The following is a 25,797-nucleotide window of genomic DNA, read 5'->3' as shown; positions in this document are numbered from 1 at the left end:
TACTTATGCCGATGACCTATCGCCATTATGAATTGTTAGTGGCTATCTCGACATTTGAATCTCAGATAGAAACACTGACCCAATACAGCGTAGAGAGCTGTGACTGCTTTGCATTACTGCAAAAAAAGCTTGATGAGCTTTGTGCTTGGATCATGACAGAATCGATACAAGACTTAAGTGATGAGCTTAAACGTCATCCTGAACACGATAGACAACTGAAACGCTTGCGTGAAACCTCGATTCGGGCCCTATGTGTGCTAGAAAAGCACCAGTCTAAATGCGCTAAGTCTCATCAATTGGATATCACCGATTACTTAAACCAGCTGTCCAACACTGTACACATTGAGCTCGATAGTGCCAGTGTGACACCAGACTCTAGAGTTTTGTTTATCGGTTCAGGATCATATCCATTGTCTGCGTTTACCATAGCAAAGCTGACTGGCGCGGCTGTACACGGCGTTGATATTGATGAGCACGCAGTGAGTATGGCTAACGACCTTGATCATGATGCACTGCCAACCAGCTTTGGCTGTCAGGACCTGCTCACTGAGTTTAATGATTTTAAGCCGACTCATATATTGGTTGCTTCGTTGGTCGAGCATAAATGGGAGATATTGAACCGCTTGAAGCCCTTTCTAACTCCTTCTCATCGCGTGTTGGTACGCTTTGGTAATGGAATTAAGTCTGCATTTAACTATCCCTTCAATCCAGAGTTGATGGAAGGGTGGGAGACGCGTCGTCTCGAGAACTTAACGGCCATTTACGATACTGTCATAATGGAGAGAGCCTAATATGACTCATCAAATAGGGCGATTATTAATTGTTGGAGCAGGCCCTGCGGCTATCCAAACCGCGACATTACTTCGACCACACTGCTCACATCTTGGTATGGTCAGCCGTCGATCCTCCCATTGGCAAGCTCGCGTTGACAGGTTAACCCATGGGGACTGCGTTCAAGTTGATGCAGCGAAAGAAAACTTGTCTTGCTTGGCAAAGTCAGCCTGCATTGACTCGGTATACCCAGATCTGGATCTTGTTGACGGTGATTGGGAGTGCATCGTTATTGCGACTCCCGCGTATGCTCTAGTTTCGGTGTTAAATGGGTTACCCATAGAAAGTCTGACACGAGTGAAGGAAGTCGTGCTGCTTTCATCCTGGTTTGGGGGTCATCAAATCACCCAAGGTTTCTTTGCCCAGCAAGGGATAACACCCAACGTAGTGGTCTTTTCTAATTACTTTGCAGCAACGAAATTTGAACCCAAAGAACACACGCTGCGAGTGATCACAAAAGCAGTCAAAAAACGTGTCTATGCCCATGTTAGCCAAAACGAACATGGTATATTCTCACTGTTTAAAGAAGCATTGAATTTAGTTAATACTCAAATTCAGACACTGAAAAGTGGATTCAGTGTTGAGGGGCGTAATATTACGCTTTACGTTCATTCTGCATTGTTTATTAACCCCTTTTCACTTGATCATATTTTTGCTGAGACGGGGGATAAGAAGTACATGTACAAATTATTCCCAGAAGGGCCGATCACGCCATTGGCAATGCAAACCATGGTGTCCTTGTGGCGAGATGTGTCTGCTCTGATTGAAAAGCTCGGTGGCCAATCATTTAACTTATTACAGTTTTTAAACGATGATAACTATCCCGTTCGTGAGCAAAGTTTGTCTCGTGATCAAATTGATACCTTTACGGACTGCACGCCTATAGAACAAGAATATCGCCTTTATGTTCGTTATAGCGCGATCTTAATTGATCCTTTTTCTACTCCAGATAAGGATGGACGGTATTTTGATTTCTCCGCGGTACCTTTTGCCAAAGGTGATCTTGAAAAAGCATACTGGCCTAGAATCCCAAGTGAAGACTTACAAGCACTGTATTGGCTGCAATCACTGTCGAGTTATTGCGGTATTGATTGTACGTCGATTAATCAAGTGCTGGGTGTTTTTGAGCAATGGTTACTTGAGCGAGGGCTCGAAAACCCATTTAACCAATCCAATCAAGACCAAGCGAGTCATGGTCTCGCATGGCTGCCTTCTGATCTAGGAGTGAATCATGAATAAAGGTGTGGCGCTTGCCATTTTCTCCGCTTTCGTTTTTAGCGTGATGAACGCGCTAATTAAAGCAGCCAGTTTAACCATCCCCAGTGCAGAAATTGTGTTTTTCCGCAGTGCTATTGGCAGTGTATTAGTGCTCGGTTTAATGTGGCAGGCCAAGGTGACTTTGTCGAGCACAGGTGTACCACTGTTGGTGCTGAGAGGTTTATTTGGCGCTTTCTATCTGTTGGCTTTTGTCTATACGATCGCCCATATTCCATTGGCTGATGCTGCCATTTTGGCGTATTTGTCGCCCTTTTTTGTGATTGTCTTATCGCACTTTGTATTAGGGGAGCGTTTACCCGCTAAAGCGAAATTCTTGCTTCCTGTGGTGCTTGCAGGGGTTGGGCTAGTCACGAACCCATTTGATTATCAGTCGTTTAACATTTATGCGCTTGCTGGGGTCGCCAGTGCTTTGTTTGCGGCAGGTGCATCGATCACAATTCGACACTTAAGCAAGCGACACCACACCTATGAGATTGTTTTTTATTTCTTGATGACCGCCATGTTGGTATCTGGTTATCTGATGAAAGATGATTTTGTCATGCCTCAGGGAGCGACTTGGCTCTACCTTATCGCCATTGGAGTTGTATCGCTTATCGGACAAATCTTTTTGACCAAGGCGTTTACTCATGAGAATGCTGCGGTAGTGGCAGGTACACGTTACATAGGGTTGGTATTTAATGTGTTGTGGGGCGTTATCTTTTGGCAGGAAATCCCAAGTTGGATGACAGTCTTGGGGGGATGCATGATAGTCGTCGCCTGTATTGCTTTGTCTTGGAAAAAGACCAAGGAGCCGAGTAACACGCCCGCAGATGCGGCTGATAAACCACTTCGTACCAGCTAATGAACATAGAGTGATACCTTGTTAAACAAGGCAGGAATGGGTTGTAGAAAAAGGAGTTGATATGTATATGAGTTTCACCGTTAGGATGAAAAAGTGGACCAAAGCTTTTAGATGGCTATCCATGCATACAAGGCGAAGGTTCTGCCGGCGTTTTATGCTAGGGAGTTTAGCGAGCTTATCGCTATTGAGTGTCTCTCTTCCTCTTCAGGCTCATCCTCATTCTTGGGTTAATATGAAAACTCATATCGAAGGTGAAAATGGTGTGGTCAGCGGCCTTAAAATGGAGTGGACGTTTGATTCAATGACGTCAGCCTATTTGCTTGATGGTGAAGATATGTCGCCTGAAAACGCGCAAAGCACTTTAGATAAGCTGGCCAAAACCGTGGTAAAGAATATGCTAAGCCAACACTACTTTACCTACTTTTATGATGGCGAGGAGCCAATCAAATATCACCCGGCCACTGACCAAAAATTTGAGCGCGATAAATCTAAGTTAAAACTCAGTTTCGCGCTACCACTGGCTAAGCCTCAACCGGTAACCAGAGATACGCTGCGCTTGCTGGTCTTTGATTCCAGTTATTATGTTGATATGGCTTGGCGCTCTAAATCTGATGTTGTTCTGTCTAAAGGGCTGGCGCAGCAATGCCAATTCGATCTGGTTGAACCTCATCCTACTTCTCAGCAAATGATGTATGCCATGTCGTTACCTGAAGATGCTGACCCGGATAATACCCTTGGTCAGCTATTTACCCAGATGGTCAAAATGCAATGTGCGGTTGTAGCTAGCTAATAGATCTATTGTCTCTTTCATTTCTCAAGGCGTGATTATTTACGTTGAAAATAATAAGGTTTAGTAGGATGAAACTAAGTCGAACCATGAAAACAAGTTGGTTAATTGCGGTTATTTCTTTATTGGTGCTTATTATCGGCGCTTATCAGGTGTGGCTTATTTGGCCTTCTCTAGTCTTGTCGGCCATTGAATGGCAAAGAGAAGTTAATGCTGAGCTGGCAGATTTACTTTATAGCGCGCAAAGCGAGCCATTGGTGTCAGGTGGGTATTTGGTCGGATTCAGTTTTCTTTATGGAATGCTTCATTCGCTTGGGCCTGGTCATGGTAAGGTGATTGTTTCTACCTATTTAGCCACGCATCCTGCGAAAGTAAGGGCGAGTTTGATGCTGACCATTATTTCAGCCATATGCCAAGCCTTGGTGGCCATCTTATTGGTGAGCGTCTTAATTTGGGGCTTTAATGCGTCAATGCGAGTGGTGAATGAAAAGGCCGCTACCTTTGTTGCGCTTAGCTTTGTTTTGGTTGTGGTGCTTGGTCTTCTGATTTGTTGGAAAGCGAGCAAGCAGATTTACCGAGCTATTCGAGTGCCTAAGCTGAAGGTGAAAACCTTGACGCCAATCACCGCCTCACCAATGATGTCGATGAATGCCCCTAGTTCGTTATTGATGCCCCAGAGTGCTGTGCATGCTGCAGACCACTCACACGATGAATGTGGCTGCGGACATCAGCACGTGGCAGGTGCTGATGAAATTAATCAGGCATCGACCTTGAGAGAATACGTTGGGATTGTTGCAAGCATAGGGATTAGACCATGTACCGGTGCTATCATGGCGCTGTTGTTTGCCAATATGGTAGGCACCTATTGGTTGGGCGTGATGAGTGCACTTGCCATGGCTGGTGGAACCGCTCTGACAACCTCAATTATTGCCATCTTAACCTTGACCAGTAAGAAAATAGTCAAACGTTACCTTGCTGCAACCAGCAGTGACAAAACGGCGCCATGGCAACTCGCTGGCTATTATGTGCAGCTTTTTGGTGGCTTACTCCTTATCGCCATTGGCTTATTATTGTTCAGCAGCCAAGATACAGGTATGTCACAGGTGTTCTAGCAAGCGAAGCATTAGAGCAACAAAGAACCAAACCTACCTTGAATTGTCGCCCCCAATTGGGGGCGATTGTCGTTAAGGGGTCATAGGAAGGCTTCGCGCCATTGTTTGTTATCTCTTGAGTTAATTAATTTCTTTTGGATGAAAGCTTCGTTTACCCGCAGTTATCGAGTGGGCGTTGTAAGCAGTTTAGGATAATATATCCGAGTCATATTTTTCCATATCTATACAGCGGTATTACCGCAGCGCTTGCTTCTATGCATTCCCCCAACTAGTACCCGGCTCCAAAGGAACCTTACTCGATACAAGGTCGATATCCTAAAGTTGGAATGCATGTATAAATAAGTCATTGTTATATAAGCATTATCATTATAAGTCAATACATATGCATGTATGATGTGTGCAAATAAATCAGCATGTTAAGGATATGTATAAGTGAAGTTGCTAAGTAAACTTATTTTTTCAACTGCCATTGTCACATTACTTGCTATTTCATCGGTGAGTTTTGCTGGGCTTAAATATAACAAAGGATATTACACCAAAGCTGAAATTAAGGACTTAATAGAAAAACTCGACAACCCTTTCACCAAAGAAAGTGTTGATGAGTATTACCAACTTATGTCAAAGCTTCAGCCTTCATCAATGCAGCAGCAATATGCTTTATCGTATGAATCTATTGATGCCCTTAATTATTATCAACAAAATGGCTATCAAGCTATTCGGCGAGCAATACTTAATGGAGAAAATACTGAAGAAATAACCCCCATTATTGAGCATATTGATTCAGCGTTTGAGCAAGGAATTAAATTTACCGGTGAAACCTATCGTGGTGAGTCGTTAATAAAAGCCTACAGTGACGGTTTAATTAAAGTGGGTGATGTTGTTAGTCCTAGCACTTTTCTCTCGACCTCTGTGTCTGCAAGATCAACTGAGGGCTTTTACGGAGGTCAGAGATCAATGTTTGAACTTCGCAATGGAGAAGCGTCGATCATTATGCCTGAGATGAGAACGGATGAATTGGAAGTCTTAATTAATCGAGACACATTCTTTGAAGTGACAGCCATCGATATCAACCCTGATATAGGAACGAATAATGTGATCTACAGAGAAATAGCGGCAAGTGAGGTAGGAGATAGGCCTATTAAAGATATGCACACCGGAGAAAATATATCAGCAGTTGAAGCTTGTGAATTCTAATCATTTTTCGAACAAAACCAAACTGTCACCTTTTCAGTAAATCTAAGAATAATCAACAATATGAAGTTAAAAAATATAATACTATTTTGTGCCATGCTATCAGCCAACGCATTGGCTGCCGGATTTTGTACTATTGGCGATGAGTTTAATATTCTCGATAAAGAGGCCTTTAATCGCTTGAGTGAGAAAAATTATACTTCATTTAGTGAAGGTATAACGCCGGAAGATTTATTTCCTAATGCACCAAACCATTTTTCAGCCGAACCAACTGACTTAAGCGAAGCAAAATACCTATATAACAATACCTCCTCTTTGCTTGAAGTTGGCCCAGAAAGCTCTGTTGCTCTAGAAGCTGAAGAAGCCTCACGTCTGTTATCTTCTATTGGTCGCACTGCCTCTAAAGTGGGTGGGGCTGCACTTGAGGTTTTAGGGCCAATAGGAGATGCAGTTGCTGTTGGCCTATGGGCTCGTAATGTTGCTGATGCTTTTGAGGATGAGTCAAGAACATCCTACGACCGTTTTGCTACTGTTATGGAACTGGTCGATTGGTTTGGTGTTCTTAAGCTGCCTCAGCGCAGTATTGACCGTCATATTATGGTTAATCGTTGGAATAATATGGCTGCGGGGGATCACTACAGCTTCAAAATCCATGACGATATCGTTACTCGACAAGATTTAAGAGACAAAAAACACTGGGCATCTTTAGCTGCTAATCAGCATAAAACCATAGAAACGATCGTCAAAAGTTATGCGTCTGATGTTGCTTTAAAATATCAAGCTTATTATCAAGAATCGGTAAAGGCTCAAACCCTTCTTTCAAATAAGTTGATCACCGCGGTCGATCAAGAGCTGAATAAAACCTTGTATTTTAAGTTAGGCATCAATAAAGACGGAAATCGGTTGTTTTCATCCGATATCAGAAGTGTTTGCCAGTCTGAAGTCAATGCGGTTTACGCGCTTTATTCTCAGCAAAGAAGTAATAGTCTTTCACCTTCCACTCGCCAAGCCATTAATGCCTTATCAGCGCTCAAGCACTGCCAAAATTCAGTGCTTGAACAAGCGATTACAAAACTTGACCGACTGCGCAGTAGTGATTTAAGTGGTTTGGATCGCAACGCGCTAAGAAAACTTTATTTACGGACACTAAACGCCAAGAAGAAAATTGCTGAAACGGCCGATAATCATGTTCGTATTATCAGCACTAAGCTGCAGAGTCTGATGAGAAGCGAAGGATTGCAGTTAATCGATAAATTATTTGATGCAGGGGCAATCACAAACACCAATGATTTTTTCAAAGAACAAGCAAGCCGATACGCTGTCGATGAAATGGCAAGAAGCCTGCTTTACCGACCTGCTACAGCGAGAGAACTCTCTTCTAAGGTTTTAGTGTTACAAGACAGCTATGAGTACTGTTCTCGTTTGGGCATTTTAGGGGGCGATCCTAACTTTCGTGGTTGTGTAGAATACACTCAAGTTCCAGCAGAAACTCGCCGTTTTGACCCATCACAAGACGAAGTTGTGCGTGAAATACAAGTGCCAGAGCGAGAGTACTATTACCAGCTATTCAATGAAACACTATACACACTAATACAAAATGGTTGGAATCCTGAAACTGAAGAGCAGTGGCTAGAGCAGCAGATATTGTCTTATTCTGAGCATCAGCGGAACATCAAACAAAATGAGACGAGCAAGGCCGAAGTATATCGTTGGTTGTTTGACTCACGCCAGCAGCTTGGTAGTGACTGTATTGGTGAGCAATCCTGTGCGGGATGGAGCGCATCGTACTTGGCCAAAGAAAATCTATCTCGATCCAGTTCCCTTGATGATATTGCGCGTTGGCTAGCCAGCTATTCAGGTCGTAGCCTATATGTTCACCGTAAACGAGTCGAAAAGCTTGATGAGTTGATTGAGCCTGCGTTAGAAAATGAGTGGAAAGCCACACAGGGCAGTCAATTATACAGTTATGTTTATCCGAACAGTTTTGATATAGAGAAATATGCCCCATTTATCGCATCAGCGTTAAAAAACTCAACTCTGGATGTGACGAATTTGTCAGGCAATACTCTTCCACTGGCGAAAGGCATAGTAAAATCTCATATGGCGGAGGCACTGGACTTAAGTAAACAAAACGGAGCAGATTGGCTGCATGCTCAATTAGGTGACTTCCAGCGTTATATGGCAATCCTTCACTCGCAACGCTCAAGTCTTGGCCGCCATGTTTCTGCAATGCAGGATAATACACCTGTGTTGTTTGCCGAAATGTTGCCTGCTCATATTTTAAGATATCTAGTGTCTGATTTGATCCCAGATAGCTATGATGCCAGATTGTTTGGCGCCATTGACGCACTTTATGACCCTTCTTCAGAGCTGGGGCAAAAAATTACAACACTTGTGAGTATGAGTCGAATGTTTAATGACGTGTCTAATAGCGGTTGTGAGTCCAATTTCATCGCATGGAAAGAGGCGTTACTGTCTATTTCCAAAGATCCTTCTTTATATTGGCTATCACCCATTTCAACTTGGTTAAATAATGTGACTTATCAAAAACTCACCAATCAGTCCATTGTTGAATGGGGAATCATGAAACAAAACGACTTAGGGCAGGATATCCATTGTAGCATGCTCTAAATAGGCTTTAAGTGTGAAATAATGTAACTAGAAGATATGGTGAGCTCACCATATCTTCTTTTTTTATCTTTTGCGGTCCGAGGATTGTGGCATATTTAAATACGCGAGGATCAAATTCGAATTTTCCATGCTGGCTTAAAATGTCGTTCATCGCCTTCACATCAGTTGTGCAGCAAATTGCTCTAGAGCAATGGTAATTTCACCTTCTGTTAGTGCCCCGAAGCCAAATCGTATGTGTGCTGGTGATATTGCCTCTGCATTGGGAAACAGTTTGCTGCCTGATAAAACGGGTAAGTTTGATAAAATATCTTCTGGTTTATCCTCACTAAAGGAGGTTAGTAGTTGTGAAATATCAATCCAGAGTGCCAACCCACCTTGCGGTAGGTGAAACGACACCTTATCGTTGAAAATGCGCTGCAATTCACTTGCGGCATGATCTCGACGAGCTTGGTATATTTTACGAACTTTACGAATGTGTTTTTTGACATCGCCTGATTGCATCAGGTCCGCGACTGCGAGCTCAGTTACTGTATTGCCCTGTCTATCGATCAGAGTCACCTCCTCAGCAACACGATTGATGAATGTTGGGCTCGACACCATGTATCCAAGCCTTAAGCCTGGGGCAAACACTTTAGATAAAGAACCAATATGAATTACGTTTTCACTGTTTGGAAGTGTGGCTAGCGGCGGAATGGGGCGACTATCATAGTGAAACTCGTGATCATAATCGTCTTCCAATATAGCAAATCCATGGCGTTTGGAGAGCTGCAAGAGTTTAAGGCGCCTATCCATGGATAAACTGACGGTTGTGGGATATTGGTGATGTGGCGTTGTATAAACGCCTACCACTTGATAAGACGATAAAATCTTTTCCAAGTCTTCAATATCAAGGCCTTGCTCATCTTGCCGACATCGAACAACGCTAAATCCATTGGATTCAAACGCAGTCACTGCCGGTGAGTAAGAAAGATGTTCGACTACCATTACACCTTTCTTAGGGTCCATAACCTTTGATGAGAGGTAAATCGCCATTTGGCTGCCACGGACAACGCAAATTTGGTCTGTGGTGACATTCATAAACCTGTCCATATTGAGCATATGTTGGAGTGACTGACGCAAAGCATCAGTGCCCCTAGGATCACCATAACCCAAATAAGGCTGTCTGCTCGTTTGTACTATTGCTCGGCGAAAAGCACGTGACAGCAGTTCATATGGGATCAGCCTAGTATCAGGCACTCCGTCATTAATAGAGCGGGTCTCTATCACATGATTGGGTAAACGCAGCTTCGATTCGAACGAGTTTCCAGTGGAACAAGCTTTTTGTGCCTGACTTACTAACTCTTGGTTTTCACACGACAAAGACAGCTCGGGCAGTATATCTGCCACATAGGTTCCACGACGTGGTTTGGAAACCAACCATCCTTGAGACTCCAGCTCCTCATAGACTTGTTGAACCGTTTTACGGTTGATCCCCAACTGAAGCGCTAAGGTTCTAGATCCCGGCATCATGTGACCAGAAGCCAAACGCCCAGAGCAAATGTCTTCTGCGATCTGATTGCTCAAGCTTGTGTGAATGGACTCCCCGCTTTTTCGTGAAAGCCAAATTTTAGTTTGCCAAGGACGTAACAAATACACCTCCATCTGGACCAGTAAGGAAATAAAAGCTGGCTGTTATTAAGGGTCCAGTAAGCCAGTATTATGAGAGTGAAGTTTAGGAGACGCAATAGCCTTGGGAGGTAAGATAATGAAAACTGACACATTCAGTAAAGAGACCCTAATGGAAATGGCCAAGAGCAGCATGAATGCCACTATTCCTGATCTCAATTTAACCGACAGGCAAAAGCTTGCATTAACCTGCCGGATTTTATTCACTAAGGGGCATGATTCAGGGCTTGCAGGGCAAATCACCTGCCGCTCAGATAAACCTGATACCTTCATTACCCAGAGGTTTGGTTTAGGGTTTGATGAAATCACCGCCGATAATCTTCTCGAAGTAGACCAAGATCTAGAGCCTCTGGATAAGCAAGGTATGGCCAATCCAGCTAATCGATTTCACACATGGGTATACAAAGAACACCCCGAAGTGAATTGCATCATTCACACCCACCCAACCTATGTCGCCGCGCTTTCCATGCTTAGAGTTCCGTTAACCATATCTCATATGGATACCTGTGGTCTGTACAATGATTGTGCCTTCCTTGGCGATTGGCCCGGGGTTCCAGTAGGTAATGAAGAAGGAATCCTTATTTCGAATGCGCTGGGAAACAACCGAGCCATTTTACTCTCTCATCATGGTCAGCTGGTGACAGGAAAAACCATTGAAGAAGCATGCAACCTCGCCATTTTGATTGAGCGAGCTGCAAAGCTGCAATTGCTCGCGATGGCAGCTGGACAGATCCAACCCATTCCCCCAGCACTCGCTAATGAAGCTCACGATTGGGTCTCCACGGATAAACGAAACAAAGTGAATTTTGCTTATTACGTAAGGCAAGTACTGAAAACCCACCCCGACTGTATATAAGGACAATAACGTGAAACTATCTGGTATTATTTCTTACCCAATTACCCCATTTAGCGCCGATGAACGTAGCATTAATTTTGATGTACTTGGTGAAACGCTGGAGCGTCTTCTTCAAAATGGCAGCGACGCTATCGCGCCACTGGGTAGCACTGGAGAAAGTGCTTATTTAAGCTTAGAAGAATGGCGTCAAGTTGCTGACTTTACGGTGAAAACTGTCTCAGGCCGAGTGCCAGTAATTGTGGGCATTTCAGAATTAACTACCCTACAGGCGATCAGCAAAGCAAGGTATGCGCAGTCAATCGGCGCCGATGCCGTGATGATCATCCCCGTTTCATATTGGAAGTTGACGCAAAAAGAAATTTTTAATTATTACCAAGAGATATCTGAATCTATCAGCCTTCCTATTATGGTATACAATAATCCCGCAACCAGCGGCATTGATATGTCTCCTGAATTGTTAGTTCAGATGTTTAATGAAATAGACAATGTCACCATGGTGAAAGAGAGCAGCGGAGATATTCAGCGGATGCACAAGTTGTATGCTCTGAGCTCTGGCAAGCTACCTTTCTTTAATGGCAGTAACCCTCTGGCCTTGGAGGCTCTTTGTGCAGGTGCATCAGGCTGGTGTACCGCTGCTCCTAACCTGATTGGTAAAAAGCCCAAAGCACTTTACCAAAGTGTTGCTGCAGGTCAGCTTGATGAGGCAAGAGAGATCTTTTATCAGCAGCTCCCCATGTTGAACTTTATTGTCTCTGGTGGCATACCTAAAGCCATAAAAGCAGGATTGGTGCTAAAAGGTATCGCTGCTGGCCTGCCTCGCCGTCCTTTGAGAGGTGCTACGGTTGAAGAAATCACCTTGTTGCAATCTCTTATGGATAGCCAAAGTCAGGGTGTTGAAGAGGCTTTAATCTCATCATATCAGACGATTTAGGGCAGGGTATCCACTGTAAACCTCCAAAGTTAAGCTCATATAGTCTTACTATACTGGACCAAATGAGCTTAACTTGTAATCAATGGATAGGGTTAAGTATTGACCTTATAGGAGAGGTCTTGTACTTCGTCGCCTTTACCTTAACCAACATCAAAAATTCCGCTAATCTACTTGACCTGTCTACCGCTTTACACTTCATACTCTCTCTAGATTAAACACAATTGGGTTGTATTTTACATGTATCTAATATCAGAACTGGCAGCAAAGGTGGGGGTATCTCGCACCACTTTGCTTTATTACGAAAGACTGGGGTTAGTGACGGGGCAGCGCCTTGATAATGGATACCGTTATTACAGTGAAGGTGATCTTCAGCGATTGATTCTTATTCAGCAGCTGCAAACTGCAGGCCTCTCACTCAAAGAGTGTCAAGAATGTTTGCAAGCGAAGTTGGATAAAAGCTTGTTGGAGAGTCGATTAAATCAGCTCAATGAGGAGATTGAGAAAAAGCAGCATGCTCGTGAGTTACTGATGGCATTGCTTGGTAAAGGTTCACAAAGAGAGTTACATCAATCTCTCGGTAAAAATGCGCCTAACGCTTATCTCAATTGGTTACATGTACAGGGCTACAGTGAGAAAGAAGCCCTCAGATTAAAATGGTTATCAAAAGATATGAACCAACACGATACTTATATGCAAGATTTTATGACGGTGTTTGAAACATTAGAGCGATGGGGCCCAGGTAGCACACAGGATTCTTTAAAAGCCCTGACTTTGATATCGCCAGAGTCAATATCCCAAGTGCTTGAAATAGGCTTTGGTAAGGGGCTATCGACCATACTTCTTGCCGAGAATAGTACAGCGCATATTACGGCCGTCGATAACGAACCTATGGCCATTGAACATCTTCATCAAAGAATACAAAGTTTAAATCTTGCGCAACGGATCTCTCCAGTTTGTGCATCAATGACGGAGTTGCCATTTAAAGAGAAAAGCTTTGATGCTATTTGGGCCGAAAGCTGCGTGTACATTATGGGTATGGAAAACGCTCTAAAGCAGTGGAAACCGTTACTAAAAGATAAAGGTATGTTGATGGTGAGTGATTTGGTGTGGCTGACAGATACCCCAGATGAAGACGCCATGAAATTTTGGCTGGCAGACTACCCTGATATTAGCTCGATACCTGAGCGGCTCAAGCTTTTTAAGCAGCAGGGCTATGAGGTGGTGGAGCATTTTTCACTAGATGTTGAAGCATGGAAAAACTACTGGCTGCCTCTCCAGCAAAGAATGGAAGGGTTGAAACCCAGTATGCCGGATTCTCAAGCCATCGCAGATATCGAGAAAGAGATTTCAATATATGAGCAAAGTGCTGCTAAAGACTTCACCTATCAATACTTTGTACTTAGGAAAAACGGCTAGCCCGTGCCGCTCGAATAAGTGAGTTATTGTGATTAATAAGGTATGCCCCATTAATTGGGGCAGCAATACCGCTAAGCTCAGAAATACAAATCGCTTGATAGTGCCGATCTAGAATGCTTTTGCCCCATTACTATTTAGTGCTTCTAATCATTCACATCCTGTGCCCTACTAAAAGTTATCCATTCTTCTAATAGTGTTCGTTGCTAATCCCTGTGTTGTATCACGGGAGGGGGAGGATAATTCGACCTTCCACTCAGCGTTCTACAAACATTCTATGTTTACGCCTAGGCGGTAAAGCTATTAGATACCTTGAATTTTCCAGATATTTTTAGCCTGTTTAGCTAAATAATTTTGTCTAGAGTCGATCGTGTTGGGGCCCCACTCATTGAAATGCTCTGGTATTGCTTTAGTCAGTGATACAGAGCTACCTTTAAAGGCCTCAGACTTCTCTTCAAAACATTTTGTTCCAATCTCTCGATTGATAGAAGCCTCTAATATAATCATATTTGCTAATCGATACGCATATTGAAGGTGTAAAGCATCGCTAAAATTGGGCCAATTCTCTTTTGGATTTTGCGGGAGTATATGCTCAATATTAAAAACTTTCGTTTCTAGATCAATAGACTGACCTGATACGCTTTCCTCTAATTTCTTAAGTATATACTGCACGACTTTTTGGTTTCTGCTGTTTGTCGTTTTAAGCTGCTTGTTCTTGAATGCAGAAACAAATTGCTGATCATCTGGGTAGATCTCTCTCAATTCACTGAAGATAGATTGCAAATCTGTCAGGTCTTTATTTTCAATTTTTATAGCAACAGAGCTATACAAACCTTCTTGATCTTGGGGAGGAAGGTTGCAGATAATATTGTATCTAAATGAAATCACAGATATAGCATTAAGTATTTTTGTAAAAGTGTCCCTTTCGGTTTTGTAAAATGCACGATATGCAGACATCAACATTGCCATAGGTTGTTTGACACTGTATAGATTAAGTTGCTTAAGCGAGTCCCTTTCACTTGAGTTCCATGTTGAACTCTGAGGGTCTCTTAGATCAGCATATATTTCTGCGTTGTATTCCAAATCATTCAACAGTGCAAATGCTTTGGTGTTCGAGTCAACTGACTTTTTAATAGTTTTGAAAAGATCCTTTTTACGTACAATTTTATTTTTACTATTCCAAAAGACTCTTAAAAGTTCGGGGAAGCTCTCACTATTTAGCAGTCCTGTGATTCGTTCCCATTTATCTTCTAAATCTTTGATTATTTCTAAATGTGTATCTTCTCCACTAATAACTGAAAAGATGTAGTTTTTTAAGAGATCAGTTGAAGAAAGTCTAACGCCACGTGCATTCAGTGTTTCAAACACTTTAAAAGCATTTAGTTCATTCGTAACGCTAATCACTGTAAAAAAAAGTTTATCCACAAGAGAGTCGATAAATGCAGTTACCTTCTCTCCACTATCTTGTTCGAATCCAAATCTAGCTTCAATTTTACTGACATACCAAAGATAAGCTTTTCTCAAAAGGTGTTCAGAGGGCTTTAAATTTCTAGCAGGTAAATGACTTGCATTAGTTGCTAGATAAGATTGGTAATAGTTGTTGTTCTGATTATTAAGAGTCAGTTTCGACCGAACTCTCAGACTAATTGGATCTTTATAGCCGATGTAACTACTGCGGAGTACTTTCTCACGTTCCCGATTGTTTTCAGCATCAATGTCTTTAGCTATCAATTTTTCTAGGTGTAACAAAGAAGAAAGCACAATTATGCTAATTGTAGTGATACGCTGTTGACCGTCGATCACTGAACTGATTTTTTGATCGTCTCCGCTTTGTAAGACGAGATAACCCATATAATGCTCATCTTCGCCATCATCACTATACATAGCGATAATATCTAACCAAAGCTCTTCCCAGTTCTCTTCCGTCCACGAATAGTCTCTCTGAAACGGAGGAATAGAGTATGTAACATTGTGTCCAACCAACTGCCTAAAGTTTTCATTTGCTGTGCTTAAATTCATCTTTAACCTTCAGATTTTCAATTGATGCATACGATCAATCACTTGGAATTGACATTGGTCTATTTATACCAGATTAAATCGAAAAAATGGTAAAGAAGTTACATATTCAATTTGCTTCATTTCTATGGCTCTGTCGTCTTGCTCCTTTGATATTGGACATAAAGTTAACTACTTTCCATACCCATAGTTATCCATTAGTTGCTAATTTAGGGGAGCCACTGACAAACTTTTGTCCATCTTAGAGTCAGTCAGACTTGCCTGACTCGCCATTGCCCCGAAATCATTCAGAGTAAATACTCATTCATATCTTGTTAACGAGACTTCTACCCTATGACAAGTTATCCGAAGTAAGCATTTGGTTATCGTGACTACATATTATGAGCTATATACCGTCTAGCTGTAGAGCAAGTTACACGACTATATTAGTGTCTTGAGGTACATTCGAATATGAATTAGCTCTGCCACTACACTATGGGTATTTACCCCGTAGCTTTTCTTGGATGAAATCTACAAAGCAACGTATTTTCAAGGGTATATGGCGGCTATGGGGATAAATCGCGTTAATTGGAACCGTGTCACTCGAAAAATCATTCAATACTTGAACCAGTTCGCCACTTTCCAAATAACGGTCCATCATCCATATAGGCAGTTGAGTAATACCTAGCCCAGCCAGTGCCATTTCTAAATTGGTTTCACCACTATTACTGCGGACAGAGCCATGAACTGGTATCGAAACCTCTTGGTTATCTTCGATAAAATGCCAATTGTTTAACGAGCGATTGAAAGTGTAAACGATACAGTTGTGAGATTTCAGATCGCTTGGCCTAGTTGGAGTATCATGCTTTGCCAGATAATCTGGTGAGGCAACCAATTGTAAGGGGTTACGAAATAAAGGCCTTGCGATTAGTGATGAATCTTCCAGTTTCTTAGCACGAATGGCGATATCAATGCCTTCCGCAACCAGATCGATATGGCGCTCATCAATGACCAAGTCCACCTCTATCTCAGGATACTCATTTAGAAATTCAGCAATAAGCGGAGCTAATAACATTCGCGCTATTGGGGCGGGTGCAGCAATGCGCAGTGTTCCCTTCGGTGTACTGACTTGTGAACGCACATTTGCTTCAACCTCATCGATTTCCTGCAAAATACTCACACAGTGCCCGAAATACTCATGACCTGCTTGCGTTAGAGACAACTCTCGGCTCGTTCGTGTTATCAACTTGACACCTAATTTATCCTCTAGAGCTGATATTTTTTTGCTGACAGTTGCCTGAGAAGTATTTTGTTCTCTTGCTGCTGCCGAGAAACTGCCTGTTTGTATTACGCGTAGAAACACACGCATCGCGCCAATTTGATCCATAATGCATTCGATTTAGGAATAGATGGTGTTCATTTTAGCTATCTTCTATAGCTAATCAAGCGGGAGTAATATTTGCTGCATCAACCAGACAAGCAATAGAAGAGATAAATAATGAAAGCTACTCATACTAAACAAGCAATTCGTGAAGCAATGGATCACCTAATTGACCGCGCAACTAACTTTGATATCGAAGCGCTAGATACTATCTATCACGAAGACTTTCATACCACGCTGATTATGCCTGACAGCACAGTACAAACGTTTAATAAAATTGAGTTTAAGGCGCACTTTGCTAAGCAAGCAGAAGAGGGAAAAACCCAGCTAAACACATGGGCTGAATGGCATGATTACCACATTTTAGGTGATTCAGCTGTGTGTGTATTAAGTCGCAAGCACAGTGGAATGAATGGCGAAGAAATGAAATTGCTTTGCAACATTGAACTGCGATTTGAAGATGGACGTTGGCAAGTTCTACGCGAGCAAATCTTCCTTCGTCCACTTACTGAAGCTTAATCACCGAAAATCGAAGATTATCATGAACAATAAAGTTGTCATCATTACAGGCGGAAGCAACGGAATAGGTAAAGCTGCCGCGTTAGAGCTTGCTCAATTAGGGGCGAATGTCTTGATTACAGGGCGCAGGGCAGAGTGATCTGCTCCAGCCAGACTGGAAACTTCATTAAGCGACATTTTGCTTAATGAAGTTAACTGTTCTTAGATACCCAAGAACAGTTACATGGACTCTCTCTATTATCGACAATAGCTCCCGCGAACAGCAGTGTAGTGACTGAGTCAATTTGGCCAATTGAATAGAAGTTTGCAATACCTGAAGTTATTCATGAATTGCTAATTTAGTAAAACCACTGGCATGTTCCTGTCCAGAACCGTTACAATCAGCACTTTCCACCTTGCAATCAATCGAGTCAGTTTGCTCTTTGCTAGTCAAAATATCCACCCAGAAAGAGGTGGCATTGTTGATACTAGCTTATATGGTGTAGCAGTTACTTTTTACAACTCAAGTGAAAAGGCAGAACTAATAACGCGATGACAAGGCCATAAAATAGAGGTAATAGTGCAACGCTCAAGCCTACAAATAATGCCTCTGAATCAGAATAAGCATTGCCTAAAGTTTGGATCACGCCAATAACCACACCCAAGATACTACTGACAATGGCCGTAAATAAAGCGCAACTCAGTGCTGTGGTACGTGACTTTTGATAACCTACAGCCGTAGCAAATAAAGTTGGTACCACGACAATAAGCAGACTGGTTAAATCGATAAATTGAACAGGGTCGCCTAAAGATGCTACCTCGTTAACAACCAGTACCGTCGCGATGACAAAACTAATATGTATTAGCCATTTGATCATGTTTACCACCAATAACCGAACATGATTGAATTTGGATCTCGCGGTAACTTAAGCATTGACTCTTTGTCTTGCATGTAACGTCGCACAAAGTTGCGCTGCTTTGCTCCAGCAGATGAAAGAAGAGAATTCGACGACATAAAACCTCAAAATATTTGTCGTTTTAAAAATGAAATAAATCTCAATATATCAGATGATTAAACTAGGAATAGAGGCTCACTTACATTAATTATAAGATTGTTTTCATAATTGAGGGGTTAAGCCCAACTTTCTATACTTAACGTTATGTTTATTATTTAGGTGCCAGTAGTAATAGAACTAGTTTTGTTTATTGCTTCTGGAACCAAGAAGAGAAAAAGACCTTCTCGTTTTTCTATCAGCGAAGTGATGACGATTGTTATCCCGCTTCATCACATCCGGTTATTAATATTTCAAATCTTAATCTCCACTCCTCTGTAGCAATATCTTGGCATAAAGCGATGTTTAGTACGTTTATACACGATTTAAGCTCAAATTTCCGCGCTTTTGGTAAGTGAAAGGTGCAAATATAGAAAGTGAACACCTGACAGAAGATCACACTCATATGCTCTTCAGTATCCCTACTTTGGGATTATAAAATACTGTTTGGTGCATGAAAGGAATTAGATGCTATATCGAAAGCCAGACACACCAAGCGGAAAAGAGCGAAGTTCAGGGACAAACGGCTACTTTTTCTGAATAGGTGGTAAATCAAGAGAACATACATTGCCCCGAGACTGTGTAGTGACACTGGATCTTTGTCGTATGAGCCTTGGACTTTCCCTAGGCTAATTTTCTATACGTTTTGAGGGAGAAATATGTATATTAATGAACAGAGCACACCCCTAGTTAGTCACAGAAGCTATCCGGATTATCACCCAAGGGTACGATTAGATAAAGCAAGCTTATTAGGCGTCGTTGAAGAGCACAGCGATCTTTATAGAGTGGCATTGGGCAGAATAAATCGTTTACAGCCAAGGCCGTTTCCCACTCATAGATTTAATGAAAAAGAACCACAGTCGGTTATACGTCAGCTCGCTGCAATCGCTAATACCCTTTATCTTGTTAGCGTTGAAGTAGATAAGTTTGATCATAAGGGCACTATGGCGCCCCCAAGCCCAAAAAACGATTATGTGTATTTTGTAGAGCTTAGGAACTTTATTGGTATCGCAATACAAAACTTGAATAGTCGCCTATACCAATACAGCAGTGAATATAGTGCATATGTGAGATATATTCTTAGAAATGATGGTAGAGATAAGATTTTATACAATATATATCTTTCGGCGCTGCGCTTTATTATTTATCAAGCATCACAAGATACGTCACTTTCTTTGCAGCAGAGAAGGGAAGCAACCAGCAGCCTGACATTTTTTTCAGGTGGACCTCAGGCTAGGTTAATGCAGGGTCGCCAAGTTAATACGTTTGCACTGCCCGAAGCAAGAGGGCGAAATTCTGGACTATGGTTCGACATTGAATCGGCGACGCCCTACAACTTTTACGAATACCGGCGGAGATTACCTACTACCAAAGGTGGGCCATATACCATAGATCTATTGGCTTCTAACATGCTCAATGCGCTGAGAGAGTCAGAGAGAAGGCGGCCTTCCAATGACTTAGATGCCTACATTCATTACCTGACCTATTTGGCAGAGCAGGGGAAAAAAGTTGACATCGGGGTTAAAGCAGAGCCTGTACCTTATAAGCTGCAAGTGACGTTTGCCGATAGTGATTTTGCACAGTACTTACGCAGTTTCAGTAATCCAATTGCAAAGCTTGCCTCTTTTTCGTCTTTGGTTCGCAGCAATCAACGTGGTGATTCAATCTTTGAAGCGGAGCAATCGGCGGCTCAGGCAAGTACTAAAGGAGCGGTTGCTGATCAAGTCATGACTGGGCTACTGCAGCTTTTACCCGGAGGTCAACGCCTCGCAGGTCTTCAGCAATTGGCGGGCCAGATTGCTGACAGCATTGAAAGCGGAGCGCCACCAGATATGCCGATTGATCCGAGAATATTTGCCGGTGGCCCATCACCATCGGCTACGGGTAGAGAAAGTGGAAGTACAGCTAGTGGAACAAGGCCCGCCTATCGCCCAACAGCGGGGAGTGAGAGTGGAGTAGGAAGCCGGCCCAACAACGAAAATATGGGGGATGGTGCGGTATCTCTGCCAGATACATTAACTGAAGGGAGAGCAGAGGAAGTAGTGTCAGAGCCGGAAACCTTTACTTTGAATGTGTTTGGCGAGGGTAATGGTGAAGAGACAATGGCTCCGGTAATTGAAGATGAAAGTCTGCAGGGAGGAGCGACATCTGAAGCAGAAGAATCGGGGTATGGTATTGATAGAGATGAGAGAGTCCCTCAAACGGTGGAGGAGTATCGTAGCGCAGTTAGAAATATTAACTTTAGGGAAAACTTTAACCAAAAGTTAATGAAATTTTCAGAGAAATTTGATCAATTTTATTCACACACAAAAGATAACGGCATATTGCAATTCGTTGATAAAGAAGAGCTTATTGATAAATTTTTTGAGGATAGTTTATTATCTTCAGAGCCTCCCTACCCAACAAGGGAAGCCGCTAAAACATATATAGAAACAACAAAGTCTCTCGGCTTTACTTCACAGAACCTCCCGGGGAATCCTATTTATGCCTTCGATGGTCCAGGTGGAGAACATTTTGCGCGCCATGAAGTCATGCATCTGCTATCTGCTGAAGGAGGTATGACAGCTATAGCCAATACCTCACCAAACTTAAATGAGGCACTAACCGAGGTAATGACGAGAATAGTTGAGGATGTCTTAGTACTCAATGATGAGGCAACCCTAAGTGCTAGAGAAAACGCTTATCCAGCCTTAGCTGAACTTGTTTTAGGTGTCGTTAACAGTGATGAGAATATCATGGTAGGATTGTTTGAGGGGTATATCAAAGATCGAGGTTTAGATGAGCTAGTGGAGCCGATGGTAACTCGATGGCGTGAGCGCTCAGAGCGTGATCAAATACAAAAAAGAACCCATAGATACCCAGCCAGAAATCAAAATCAGCTAATGACAAGGCTATTCACCGATTTGGCTGGAAATTTAGGAGGTGCCACTTCTTTAGAGCAAGCTTCTGAGGATCTTGGTACGAAAAGTCAGATTGATAAAATGAAAAGCTATCTTGGTTTCTAACCCGTTTTAGGGCTCTGTTGCAAAGTGAATGTTTCGCCAACTTTCACTTAACGCTCTGAACCTTAATGTTCAAAGGTTGGTGATTGATGGCTAGAAATTAAAACTTAAAAATTTCAGTAAAGAGGCAGGTAAATTCTCCATACCACCTTGAGAATTTTTGATTCTCCATCGATTTTGTCTTTGGGTGCCTGTCCTGAATCAGTTCTCAGCTTCAAATTTCGCTTACCAGTTGTAAAGAAGCTTGTCTGTGACACCCAAAGGTTCAGTCGCCTTTGAAACGTTGTAGCCTTGTTCAGGAATCAAGGCTACCGTTTCTCGACGAAACTCATCGGTATAACTTCTGTTTTTTCGTTTTGTCATAGTCACCTCCATAGTAGGACTATATTCCTTTATTAAAGTATCCTGTTGGATACAAGCAGATCAATATTTGGAGTTTCTAAATATCAGACAAATGTAGTAAAGCTTTGCGCATTTATGCTAGATGGTATGTTGGGTGAAAATCTGATAAGATATTATTTTTCAGATGGTTATTCGTGTGCACTTTCACTATTCTAAAGAGAACAACGCACATGCGTACGAGTAAAATGATATAAGTATAAAGTTTAATATAGGCAAAATATGAAATGTAAACTGTTCTTTTATTCAATATCGCTAAGCTCTTTGTGCTTAACATTCGGGGCTAATGCAGCTGTTACTTGTGAAGGGAAAGTAAACGAGATACAAACACTTAGCTCGGGAATCGTAAGGTTAGTGAGTGAGAGTGGGGTTCCAATGAGAGCGTATTTATGCAATATAAACGGAAATTGGGGGAACATTTCATCAGATACATGCAAGGCGTGGGTTAGTTCAGCTCATATTGCGTTAACTACAACAAAGCCAATAGCGATAACCTATTATGACACCATGTCGTCATGCGAAAGTCTACCAGTCAATTCAGATTCATTATTCCCTAGTTTGGTATCACTAAAGCAATAAAATTGTTATAGCTGGCGACTATCGCTAGTACTTAGCTGCATTTTCAGCAAGGAGTTGTGAGAGTCCCGAACTAATTCCTATCCAATTCCTTATCGACCTATCAATATGACTTGAAAATAAATGGCGACAGCAGCTGTCCAGTTTGTCGCCATTATTTTACTTGGTTAATAGGATTTAAAACCCATGATTATGCGATTTTTGCGTCTGCGGCCTCTTCACCAATAAAGCCACCGGTTTGATGCGCCCAGAGCTGAGCGTAAATGCCTTCGCTTTGGATTAGCTCACTGTGTGTGCCTTGTTCGATGACTTGACCTTTATCGAGCACGATCAGGCGATCCATGGCCGCGATGGTGGATAACCTATGTGCGATCGCGATAACGGTTTTACCTTGCATCAACTCATTTAGGCTTTCTTGAATCGCCGCTTCCACCTCTGAATCGAGCGCTGATGTCGCCTCATCTAGGATAAGAATAGGAGCATCTTTGAGTAATACTCGGGAAATCGCAATACGCTGCCTTTGTCCGCCCGACAGTTTGACTCCGCGCTCACCAACTTGAGCGTCATAGCCATCGTTGCCAAACGGGTCGTTAAGCGTTTCTATAAACTCATGGGCGTGAGCCTGCTTGGTGGCTTTGAGCAAATCCTCTTCCGTCGCATCTGGATTCCCATACAAAATGTTGTCACGAATTGAGCGATGAAGCAGTGAGGTATCTTGAGTCACCATGCCTATGTTGCTGCGCAGTGAATCTTGGGTTACATCAGAGATGATTTGATTATCGATTTTAATACAGCCACTCTCTACATCGTGAAAGCGTAGCAGCAAGTTAACTAAGGTCGACTTACCGGCACCTGAGCGGCCAACTAGTCCGACTTTTTCACCCGGTTTGATCTTGAGGTTGAGATCGCTGATCACGCCTTTGTTTTCATCTCCATAATGAAAACTAACGTTATCGAATTCAATCGATCCTTGATTGACCTGTAGCGGCTTAGCTTGCTCTTTATCTTTGATATCAATGGGCTTTGAGAGTGTTTTCATCCCATCAACTACAGTGCCCATGTTTTCAAATAAAGCACCGACTTCCCACATGATCCACATTGACATGCCGTTAATGCGCAGCGCCAGCGCAATCGCAATCGCGATGGCTCCTATGCTAATTGAGCTATCCATCCAAAGTACAATGGAAAGGGAGGCAACAGAAAAGACCAACAAATAGTTGGATATTTCTACTGCGACATCAAATCCTGTCACTAATCTCATTTGACGATACACAGTATCAAGAAAGCCTTGCATGCCTTTTTCTGCGTATTCGGTTTCGCGTTTACTGTGAGAGAAGAGTTTAACGGTTGCAATATTGGTGTAGCTGTCAACAATGCGACCTGTCATGGTGGATCGTGCATCGGCTTGCTCTGAGGCTACGCCTTTGAGTTTAGGTACAAAATGGATTTGGATACCGATATAACAAGCCAGCCAGACCAACATTGGGATCATCAAACGCCAATCGGCTTGAGCTAACAAGACCACGATAGCGGTAAAGTAAACCGAGACATAAACGAACACATTCATCGACTTCATCACGGTTTCACGAACGGCAAGCGATGTTTGCATCACTTTAGTTGCAACGCGTCCGGCAAAATCATCTTGATAGAAGTTGAGACTTTGCTTGAGTAGATAACGGTGAGCAAGCCAGCGAATCGACATTGGGTAATTGCCGAGCAGAGTTTGATGAATAATAAGAGAATAAGCGGTTACTAAAATAGGCATGACAATGAGTATAAGACCGCCATACAGTATTAGCTCAGTTTTATTGTCTTGCCAAAACGTATCAGGGCTGCTGTGCGTTAACCAATCAACCAAATTGCCCATAGCGCCAAAAAGGGAGACTTCTGCAATGGCGATGATCATAGCCATTAGAGACATGATAATCAGCGGGCGCTCAAAGCCTCGGGTATAATAGCGGCAAAATGCCCAAATCCCATAGGGTGGCTGCGTAGGTTCTTCGTTAGGAAAGGGCTTTGTGAAGCCTTCGAATTTTTTAAACATAACTAGCCTTCAAATACACGACGTTGAAAAGCCATCGATACCAATAGCGTATTGTATCAATGGTATACTGTTACTATTTGAAATGTAACCACCTAACAACTTTTTGTTATCGGAATGTTTGCATAATATCCATCCAAAAATCTTTAACTCCGTACTTTTCAGTAAACTTTATGGTATTTGATGAAATTTTCAGGAATATTTCTGGTTCTATAACATAAAGTGGAGTGATTTCAGTGATTGTTATTTTAACAATATGTCTACAATTCTCCCAAGTGAGTGAGAAACAATGAGTCTATTGCAATGTTAAAACAACAACCAAAACAACAAAAAGCCGTTTCTACAGTGCAAAACGCCAATTGTGTGGTAATGGTTCCGCCTAAAGAGTTTGCATTCAATGCCGAAACTGCACTTGATAATGAGTTCCAGCACCAAGTTAGTCAAACAACAGAACAAGTACGTGAGCTGGCCATGCGAGAGTTTCGTGTAATGGCCGATCAGCTTCGTGGTGCTGGCGTCCAAGTGATTGAATTTGACTATCCGTTAGGGCAAATTGAAACGCCTGATGCGGTATTCCCAAACAACTGGTTTAGCACGACCTCTGACGGCGCTCTGTACACTTTTCCTATGGCGTGTCAAAACCGCCAACAAGAAGTGAGACCGGACGCTTTATGTGCCGCTCTAGAAAACTCTGGTCGCAAAGTGAAGTCGCAAGACTCTTTAGTGGACTATCTAGATCAGGATGCTCATCTAGAGAGCACGGGCGTAATGGTGATTGATCATCTCAACAAAACCATTTATGCGGCGCTCTCACAGCGCTGCGATCGTGAAGTGTTAGAAGATTACGCTGAGCGCATTGGCTATGAGCGTGTTGTCTCTTTCCAAACTGCACTTCCATCAGGAAAGCCGATTTATCATACCAATGTAATGATGGCTATTGGTGAGCACTTCTGTGTGATTTGCGATGAAGTGATCCCTGAGTTTGAACGTCGCTTCGTAATTAAATCACTGGCCAAAGATAAGCAAGTCATTTCAATCAGCCTTGAGCAGATGAATCAATTTTGCGGCAATATTTTAGAATTGGAAACCGATGCCGGCGATAAAGTCATCGCTATGTCTCAGTCTGCTTATGATGCTTTTTCGCCTGCGCAGCGTGCTCAATTGTCTAGCCACGCTAAACTGATGCCATTTAATGTTAAGACAATAGAATCTATTGGTGGTGGCAGCGTGCGTTGCATGTTAGGTGAGGTTTTTCTACAAAAGTGCTAGTCCATTCCAATACTTATTAACTGTGGTGTGGAGAGGCATTGCGCCTCT

General features: G+C 42.5%; 20 protein-coding genes and 1 pseudogene. 14 read left to right on the top strand and 7 right to left on the bottom strand.

Translation table 11 applies throughout. The annotated features are described in order from the left end of the window. The first annotated feature begins 5 nt into the window (after window positions 1-5). The 7 genes from FIV01_RS17685 (at window position 6) to FIV01_RS17655 (ending at window position 8,671) form a co-directional block, all read left to right on the top strand. Entirely contained in the window at window positions 6-791 is a 786-nt protein-coding gene (locus FIV01_RS17685; RefSeq protein ID WP_152432295.1) for a nicotianamine synthase family protein, read from the top strand. Window position 792: 1 nt separating this feature from the next. Further along, window positions 793-2,070 carry an opine metallophore biosynthesis dehydrogenase gene (locus FIV01_RS17680; RefSeq protein ID WP_152432294.1) on the top strand — a complete coding sequence of 426 codons (1,278 nt, stop codon included), beginning with the start codon at window positions 793-795 and terminating at the stop codon, window positions 2,068-2,070. Beyond that, window positions 2,063-2,950, top strand: coding sequence for a DMT family transporter (locus FIV01_RS17675; RefSeq protein WP_152432293.1), 888 nt, complete (start codon window positions 2,063-2,065; stop codon window positions 2,948-2,950). Before FIV01_RS17680 ends, FIV01_RS17675 begins: the two co-directional genes overlap by 8 nt. Window positions 2,951-3,017: 67 nt before the next feature. After that, the gene (locus FIV01_RS17670) at window positions 3,018-3,740 is read left to right on the top strand and encodes a DUF1007 family protein (RefSeq protein WP_415846757.1); all 723 of its coding nucleotides are present in this window, start codon (window positions 3,018-3,020) and stop codon (window positions 3,738-3,740) included. A 68-nt stretch (window positions 3,741-3,808) separates the two neighbouring features. Beyond that, window positions 3,809-4,849, top strand: a complete 1,041-nt coding sequence (locus tag FIV01_RS17665) for a nickel/cobalt transporter (protein WP_152432292.1) — start codon at window positions 3,809-3,811, stop codon at window positions 4,847-4,849. A 432-nt stretch (window positions 4,850-5,281) separates the two neighbouring features. Continuing rightward, complete coding sequence (locus tag FIV01_RS17660; protein WP_246210470.1) at window positions 5,282-6,043, top strand: ADP-ribosyltransferase; 762 nt, start codon at window positions 5,282-5,284, stop codon at window positions 6,041-6,043. 60 nt (window positions 6,044-6,103) lie between these two features. Further along, a complete protein-coding gene (locus FIV01_RS17655) occupies window positions 6,104-8,671 on the top strand; it encodes a hypothetical protein (RefSeq protein WP_152432291.1) in 2,568 nt (855 codons plus the stop codon). A gap of 156 nt (window positions 8,672-8,827) precedes the next feature. On the opposite strand, the gene pdxR is transcribed toward FIV01_RS17655, so the two are convergent. Beyond that, window positions 8,828-10,300, bottom strand: coding sequence for a MocR-like pyridoxine biosynthesis transcription factor PdxR (pdxR, locus tag FIV01_RS17650; protein WP_152432290.1), 1,473 nt, complete (start codon window positions 10,298-10,300; stop codon window positions 8,828-8,830). Window positions 10,301-10,415: 115 nt separating this feature from the next. Between pdxR and FIV01_RS17645 the strand changes: the two genes are divergently transcribed. The 3 genes from FIV01_RS17645 to FIV01_RS17635 all read left to right on the top strand — a co-directional run bounded on the left by FIV01_RS17645 (window position 10,416) and on the right by FIV01_RS17635 (window position 13,539). Further along, entirely contained in the window at window positions 10,416-11,192 is a 777-nt protein-coding gene (locus FIV01_RS17645; RefSeq protein WP_152432289.1) for an aldolase, read from the top strand. A gap of 10 nt (window positions 11,193-11,202) precedes the next feature. Then, on the top strand, window positions 11,203-12,123 hold the full coding sequence (locus tag FIV01_RS17640; RefSeq protein ID WP_152432288.1) for a dihydrodipicolinate synthase family protein: 921 nt from the start codon (window positions 11,203-11,205) through the stop codon (window positions 12,121-12,123). Window positions 12,124-12,360: 237 nt separating this feature from the next. Then, on the top strand, window positions 12,361-13,539 hold the full coding sequence (locus tag FIV01_RS17635) for a MerR family transcriptional regulator (protein WP_152432287.1): 1,179 nt from the start codon (window positions 12,361-12,363) through the stop codon (window positions 13,537-13,539). A 300-nt stretch (window positions 13,540-13,839) separates the two neighbouring features. Here FIV01_RS17635 and FIV01_RS17630 read toward each other — a convergent pair whose 3' ends face one another. Together FIV01_RS17630 and FIV01_RS17625 are read right to left on the bottom strand one after the other, a co-directional pair. Beyond that, the gene (locus FIV01_RS17630; RefSeq protein WP_152432286.1) at window positions 13,840-15,555 is read right to left on the bottom strand and encodes a DUF262 domain-containing protein; all 1,716 of its coding nucleotides are present in this window, start codon (window positions 15,553-15,555) and stop codon (window positions 13,840-13,842) included. A 469-nt stretch (window positions 15,556-16,024) separates the two neighbouring features. Continuing rightward, window positions 16,025-16,918, bottom strand: coding sequence for a LysR family transcriptional regulator (locus FIV01_RS17625; RefSeq protein WP_152432285.1), 894 nt, complete (start codon window positions 16,916-16,918; stop codon window positions 16,025-16,027). Between the two features lie 111 nt (window positions 16,919-17,029). Between FIV01_RS17625 and FIV01_RS17620 the strand changes: the two genes are divergently transcribed. Next, a complete protein-coding gene (locus FIV01_RS17620; protein ID WP_152432284.1) occupies window positions 17,030-17,431 on the top strand; it encodes a nuclear transport factor 2 family protein in 402 nt (133 codons plus the stop codon). Between the two features lie 22 nt (window positions 17,432-17,453). Next, a pseudogene (locus FIV01_RS17615) lies at window positions 17,454-17,567 on the top strand (SDR family NAD(P)-dependent oxidoreductase); the annotation flags it as partial. Window positions 17,568-17,919: 352 nt separating this feature from the next. Here the strand turns inward: FIV01_RS17615 and FIV01_RS17610 are convergent. Continuing rightward, window positions 17,920-18,288: a MotA/TolQ/ExbB proton channel family protein gene (locus tag FIV01_RS17610; RefSeq protein ID WP_152432282.1), complete on the bottom strand. Its 369-nt coding sequence runs from the start codon at window positions 18,286-18,288 to the stop codon at window positions 17,920-17,922. Window positions 18,289-18,290: 2 nt separating this feature from the next. Next, window positions 18,291-18,425, bottom strand: coding sequence for a hypothetical protein (locus FIV01_RS20900; protein WP_281361403.1), 135 nt, complete (start codon window positions 18,423-18,425; stop codon window positions 18,291-18,293). Between the two features lie 696 nt (window positions 18,426-19,121). Between FIV01_RS20900 and FIV01_RS17605 the strand changes: the two genes are divergently transcribed. After that, window positions 19,122-21,467, top strand: coding sequence for a metallophosphoesterase family protein (locus FIV01_RS17605; RefSeq protein WP_152432281.1), 2,346 nt, complete (start codon window positions 19,122-19,124; stop codon window positions 21,465-21,467). 222 nt (window positions 21,468-21,689) lie between these two features. On the opposite strand, the gene FIV01_RS17600 is transcribed toward FIV01_RS17605, so the two are convergent. Next, window positions 21,690-21,827, bottom strand: a complete 138-nt coding sequence (locus tag FIV01_RS17600) for a transposase (protein ID WP_172971869.1) — start codon at window positions 21,825-21,827, stop codon at window positions 21,690-21,692. An 802-nt stretch (window positions 21,828-22,629) separates the two neighbouring features. After that, entirely contained in the window at window positions 22,630-24,483 is a 1,854-nt protein-coding gene (locus FIV01_RS17595) for an ABC transporter ATP-binding protein (RefSeq protein WP_152432279.1), read from the bottom strand. 300 nt (window positions 24,484-24,783) lie between these two features. Between FIV01_RS17595 and FIV01_RS17590 the strand changes: the two genes are divergently transcribed. After that, on the top strand, window positions 24,784-25,749 hold the full coding sequence (locus tag FIV01_RS17590) for an arginine deiminase-related protein (RefSeq protein WP_152432278.1): 966 nt from the start codon (window positions 24,784-24,786) through the stop codon (window positions 25,747-25,749). Window positions 25,750-25,797: the final 48 nt, after the last annotated feature.

The organism is Vibrio aquimaris, assembly GCF_009363415.1.
In the GTDB taxonomy this organism is placed as follows: Bacteria; Pseudomonadota; Gammaproteobacteria; order Enterobacterales; family Vibrionaceae; genus Vibrio; species Vibrio aquimaris.
Note: the sequence above shows the minus strand (reverse complement) of the source record. Positions and strands in the feature narration are given on the sequence as shown.

What these genes read in the sequence shown, in the direction of transcription:
- FIV01_RS17685 (WP_152432295.1), top strand. Translation starts at nt 6, where the DNA reads ATGCCGATGACCTATCGCCATTATGAATTGTTAGTGGCTATCTCGACA.
- FIV01_RS17680 (WP_152432294.1), top strand. Translation starts at nt 793, where the DNA reads ATGACTCATCAAATAGGGCGATTATTAATTGTTGGAGCAGGCCCTGCG.
- FIV01_RS17675 (WP_152432293.1), top strand. Translation starts at nt 2,063, where the DNA reads ATGAATAAAGGTGTGGCGCTTGCCATTTTCTCCGCTTTCGTTTTTAGC.
- FIV01_RS17670 (WP_415846757.1), top strand. Translation starts at nt 3,018, where the DNA reads ATGAGTTTCACCGTTAGGATGAAAAAGTGGACCAAAGCTTTTAGATGG.
- FIV01_RS17665 (WP_152432292.1), top strand. Translation starts at nt 3,809, where the DNA reads ATGAAACTAAGTCGAACCATGAAAACAAGTTGGTTAATTGCGGTTATT.
- FIV01_RS17655 (WP_152432291.1), top strand. Translation starts at nt 6,104, where the DNA reads ATGAAGTTAAAAAATATAATACTATTTTGTGCCATGCTATCAGCCAAC.
- FIV01_RS17645 (WP_152432289.1), top strand. Translation starts at nt 10,416, where the DNA reads ATGAAAACTGACACATTCAGTAAAGAGACCCTAATGGAAATGGCCAAG.
- FIV01_RS17635 (WP_152432287.1), top strand. Translation starts at nt 12,361, where the DNA reads ATGTATCTAATATCAGAACTGGCAGCAAAGGTGGGGGTATCTCGCACC.
- FIV01_RS17630 (WP_152432286.1), bottom strand. Translation starts at nt 15,555, where the DNA reads ATGAATTTAAGCACAGCAAATGAAAACTTTAGGCAGTTGGTTGGACAC.
- FIV01_RS17625 (WP_152432285.1), bottom strand. Translation starts at nt 16,918, where the DNA reads ATGGATCAAATTGGCGCGATGCGTGTGTTTCTACGCGTAATACAAACA.
- FIV01_RS17620 (WP_152432284.1), top strand. Translation starts at nt 17,030, where the DNA reads ATGAAAGCTACTCATACTAAACAAGCAATTCGTGAAGCAATGGATCAC.
- FIV01_RS17610 (WP_152432282.1), bottom strand. Translation starts at nt 18,288, where the DNA reads ATGATCAAATGGCTAATACATATTAGTTTTGTCATCGCGACGGTACTG.
- FIV01_RS20900 (WP_281361403.1), bottom strand. Translation starts at nt 18,425, where the DNA reads ATGTCGTCGAATTCTCTTCTTTCATCTGCTGGAGCAAAGCAGCGCAAC.
- FIV01_RS17605 (WP_152432281.1), top strand. Translation starts at nt 19,122, where the DNA reads ATGTATATTAATGAACAGAGCACACCCCTAGTTAGTCACAGAAGCTAT.
- FIV01_RS17600 (WP_172971869.1), bottom strand. Translation starts at nt 21,827, where the DNA reads ATGACAAAACGAAAAAACAGAAGTTATACCGATGAGTTTCGTCGAGAA.
- FIV01_RS17595 (WP_152432279.1), bottom strand. Translation starts at nt 24,483, where the DNA reads ATGTTTAAAAAATTCGAAGGCTTCACAAAGCCCTTTCCTAACGAAGAA.
- FIV01_RS17590 (WP_152432278.1), top strand. Translation starts at nt 24,784, where the DNA reads ATGTTAAAACAACAACCAAAACAACAAAAAGCCGTTTCTACAGTGCAA.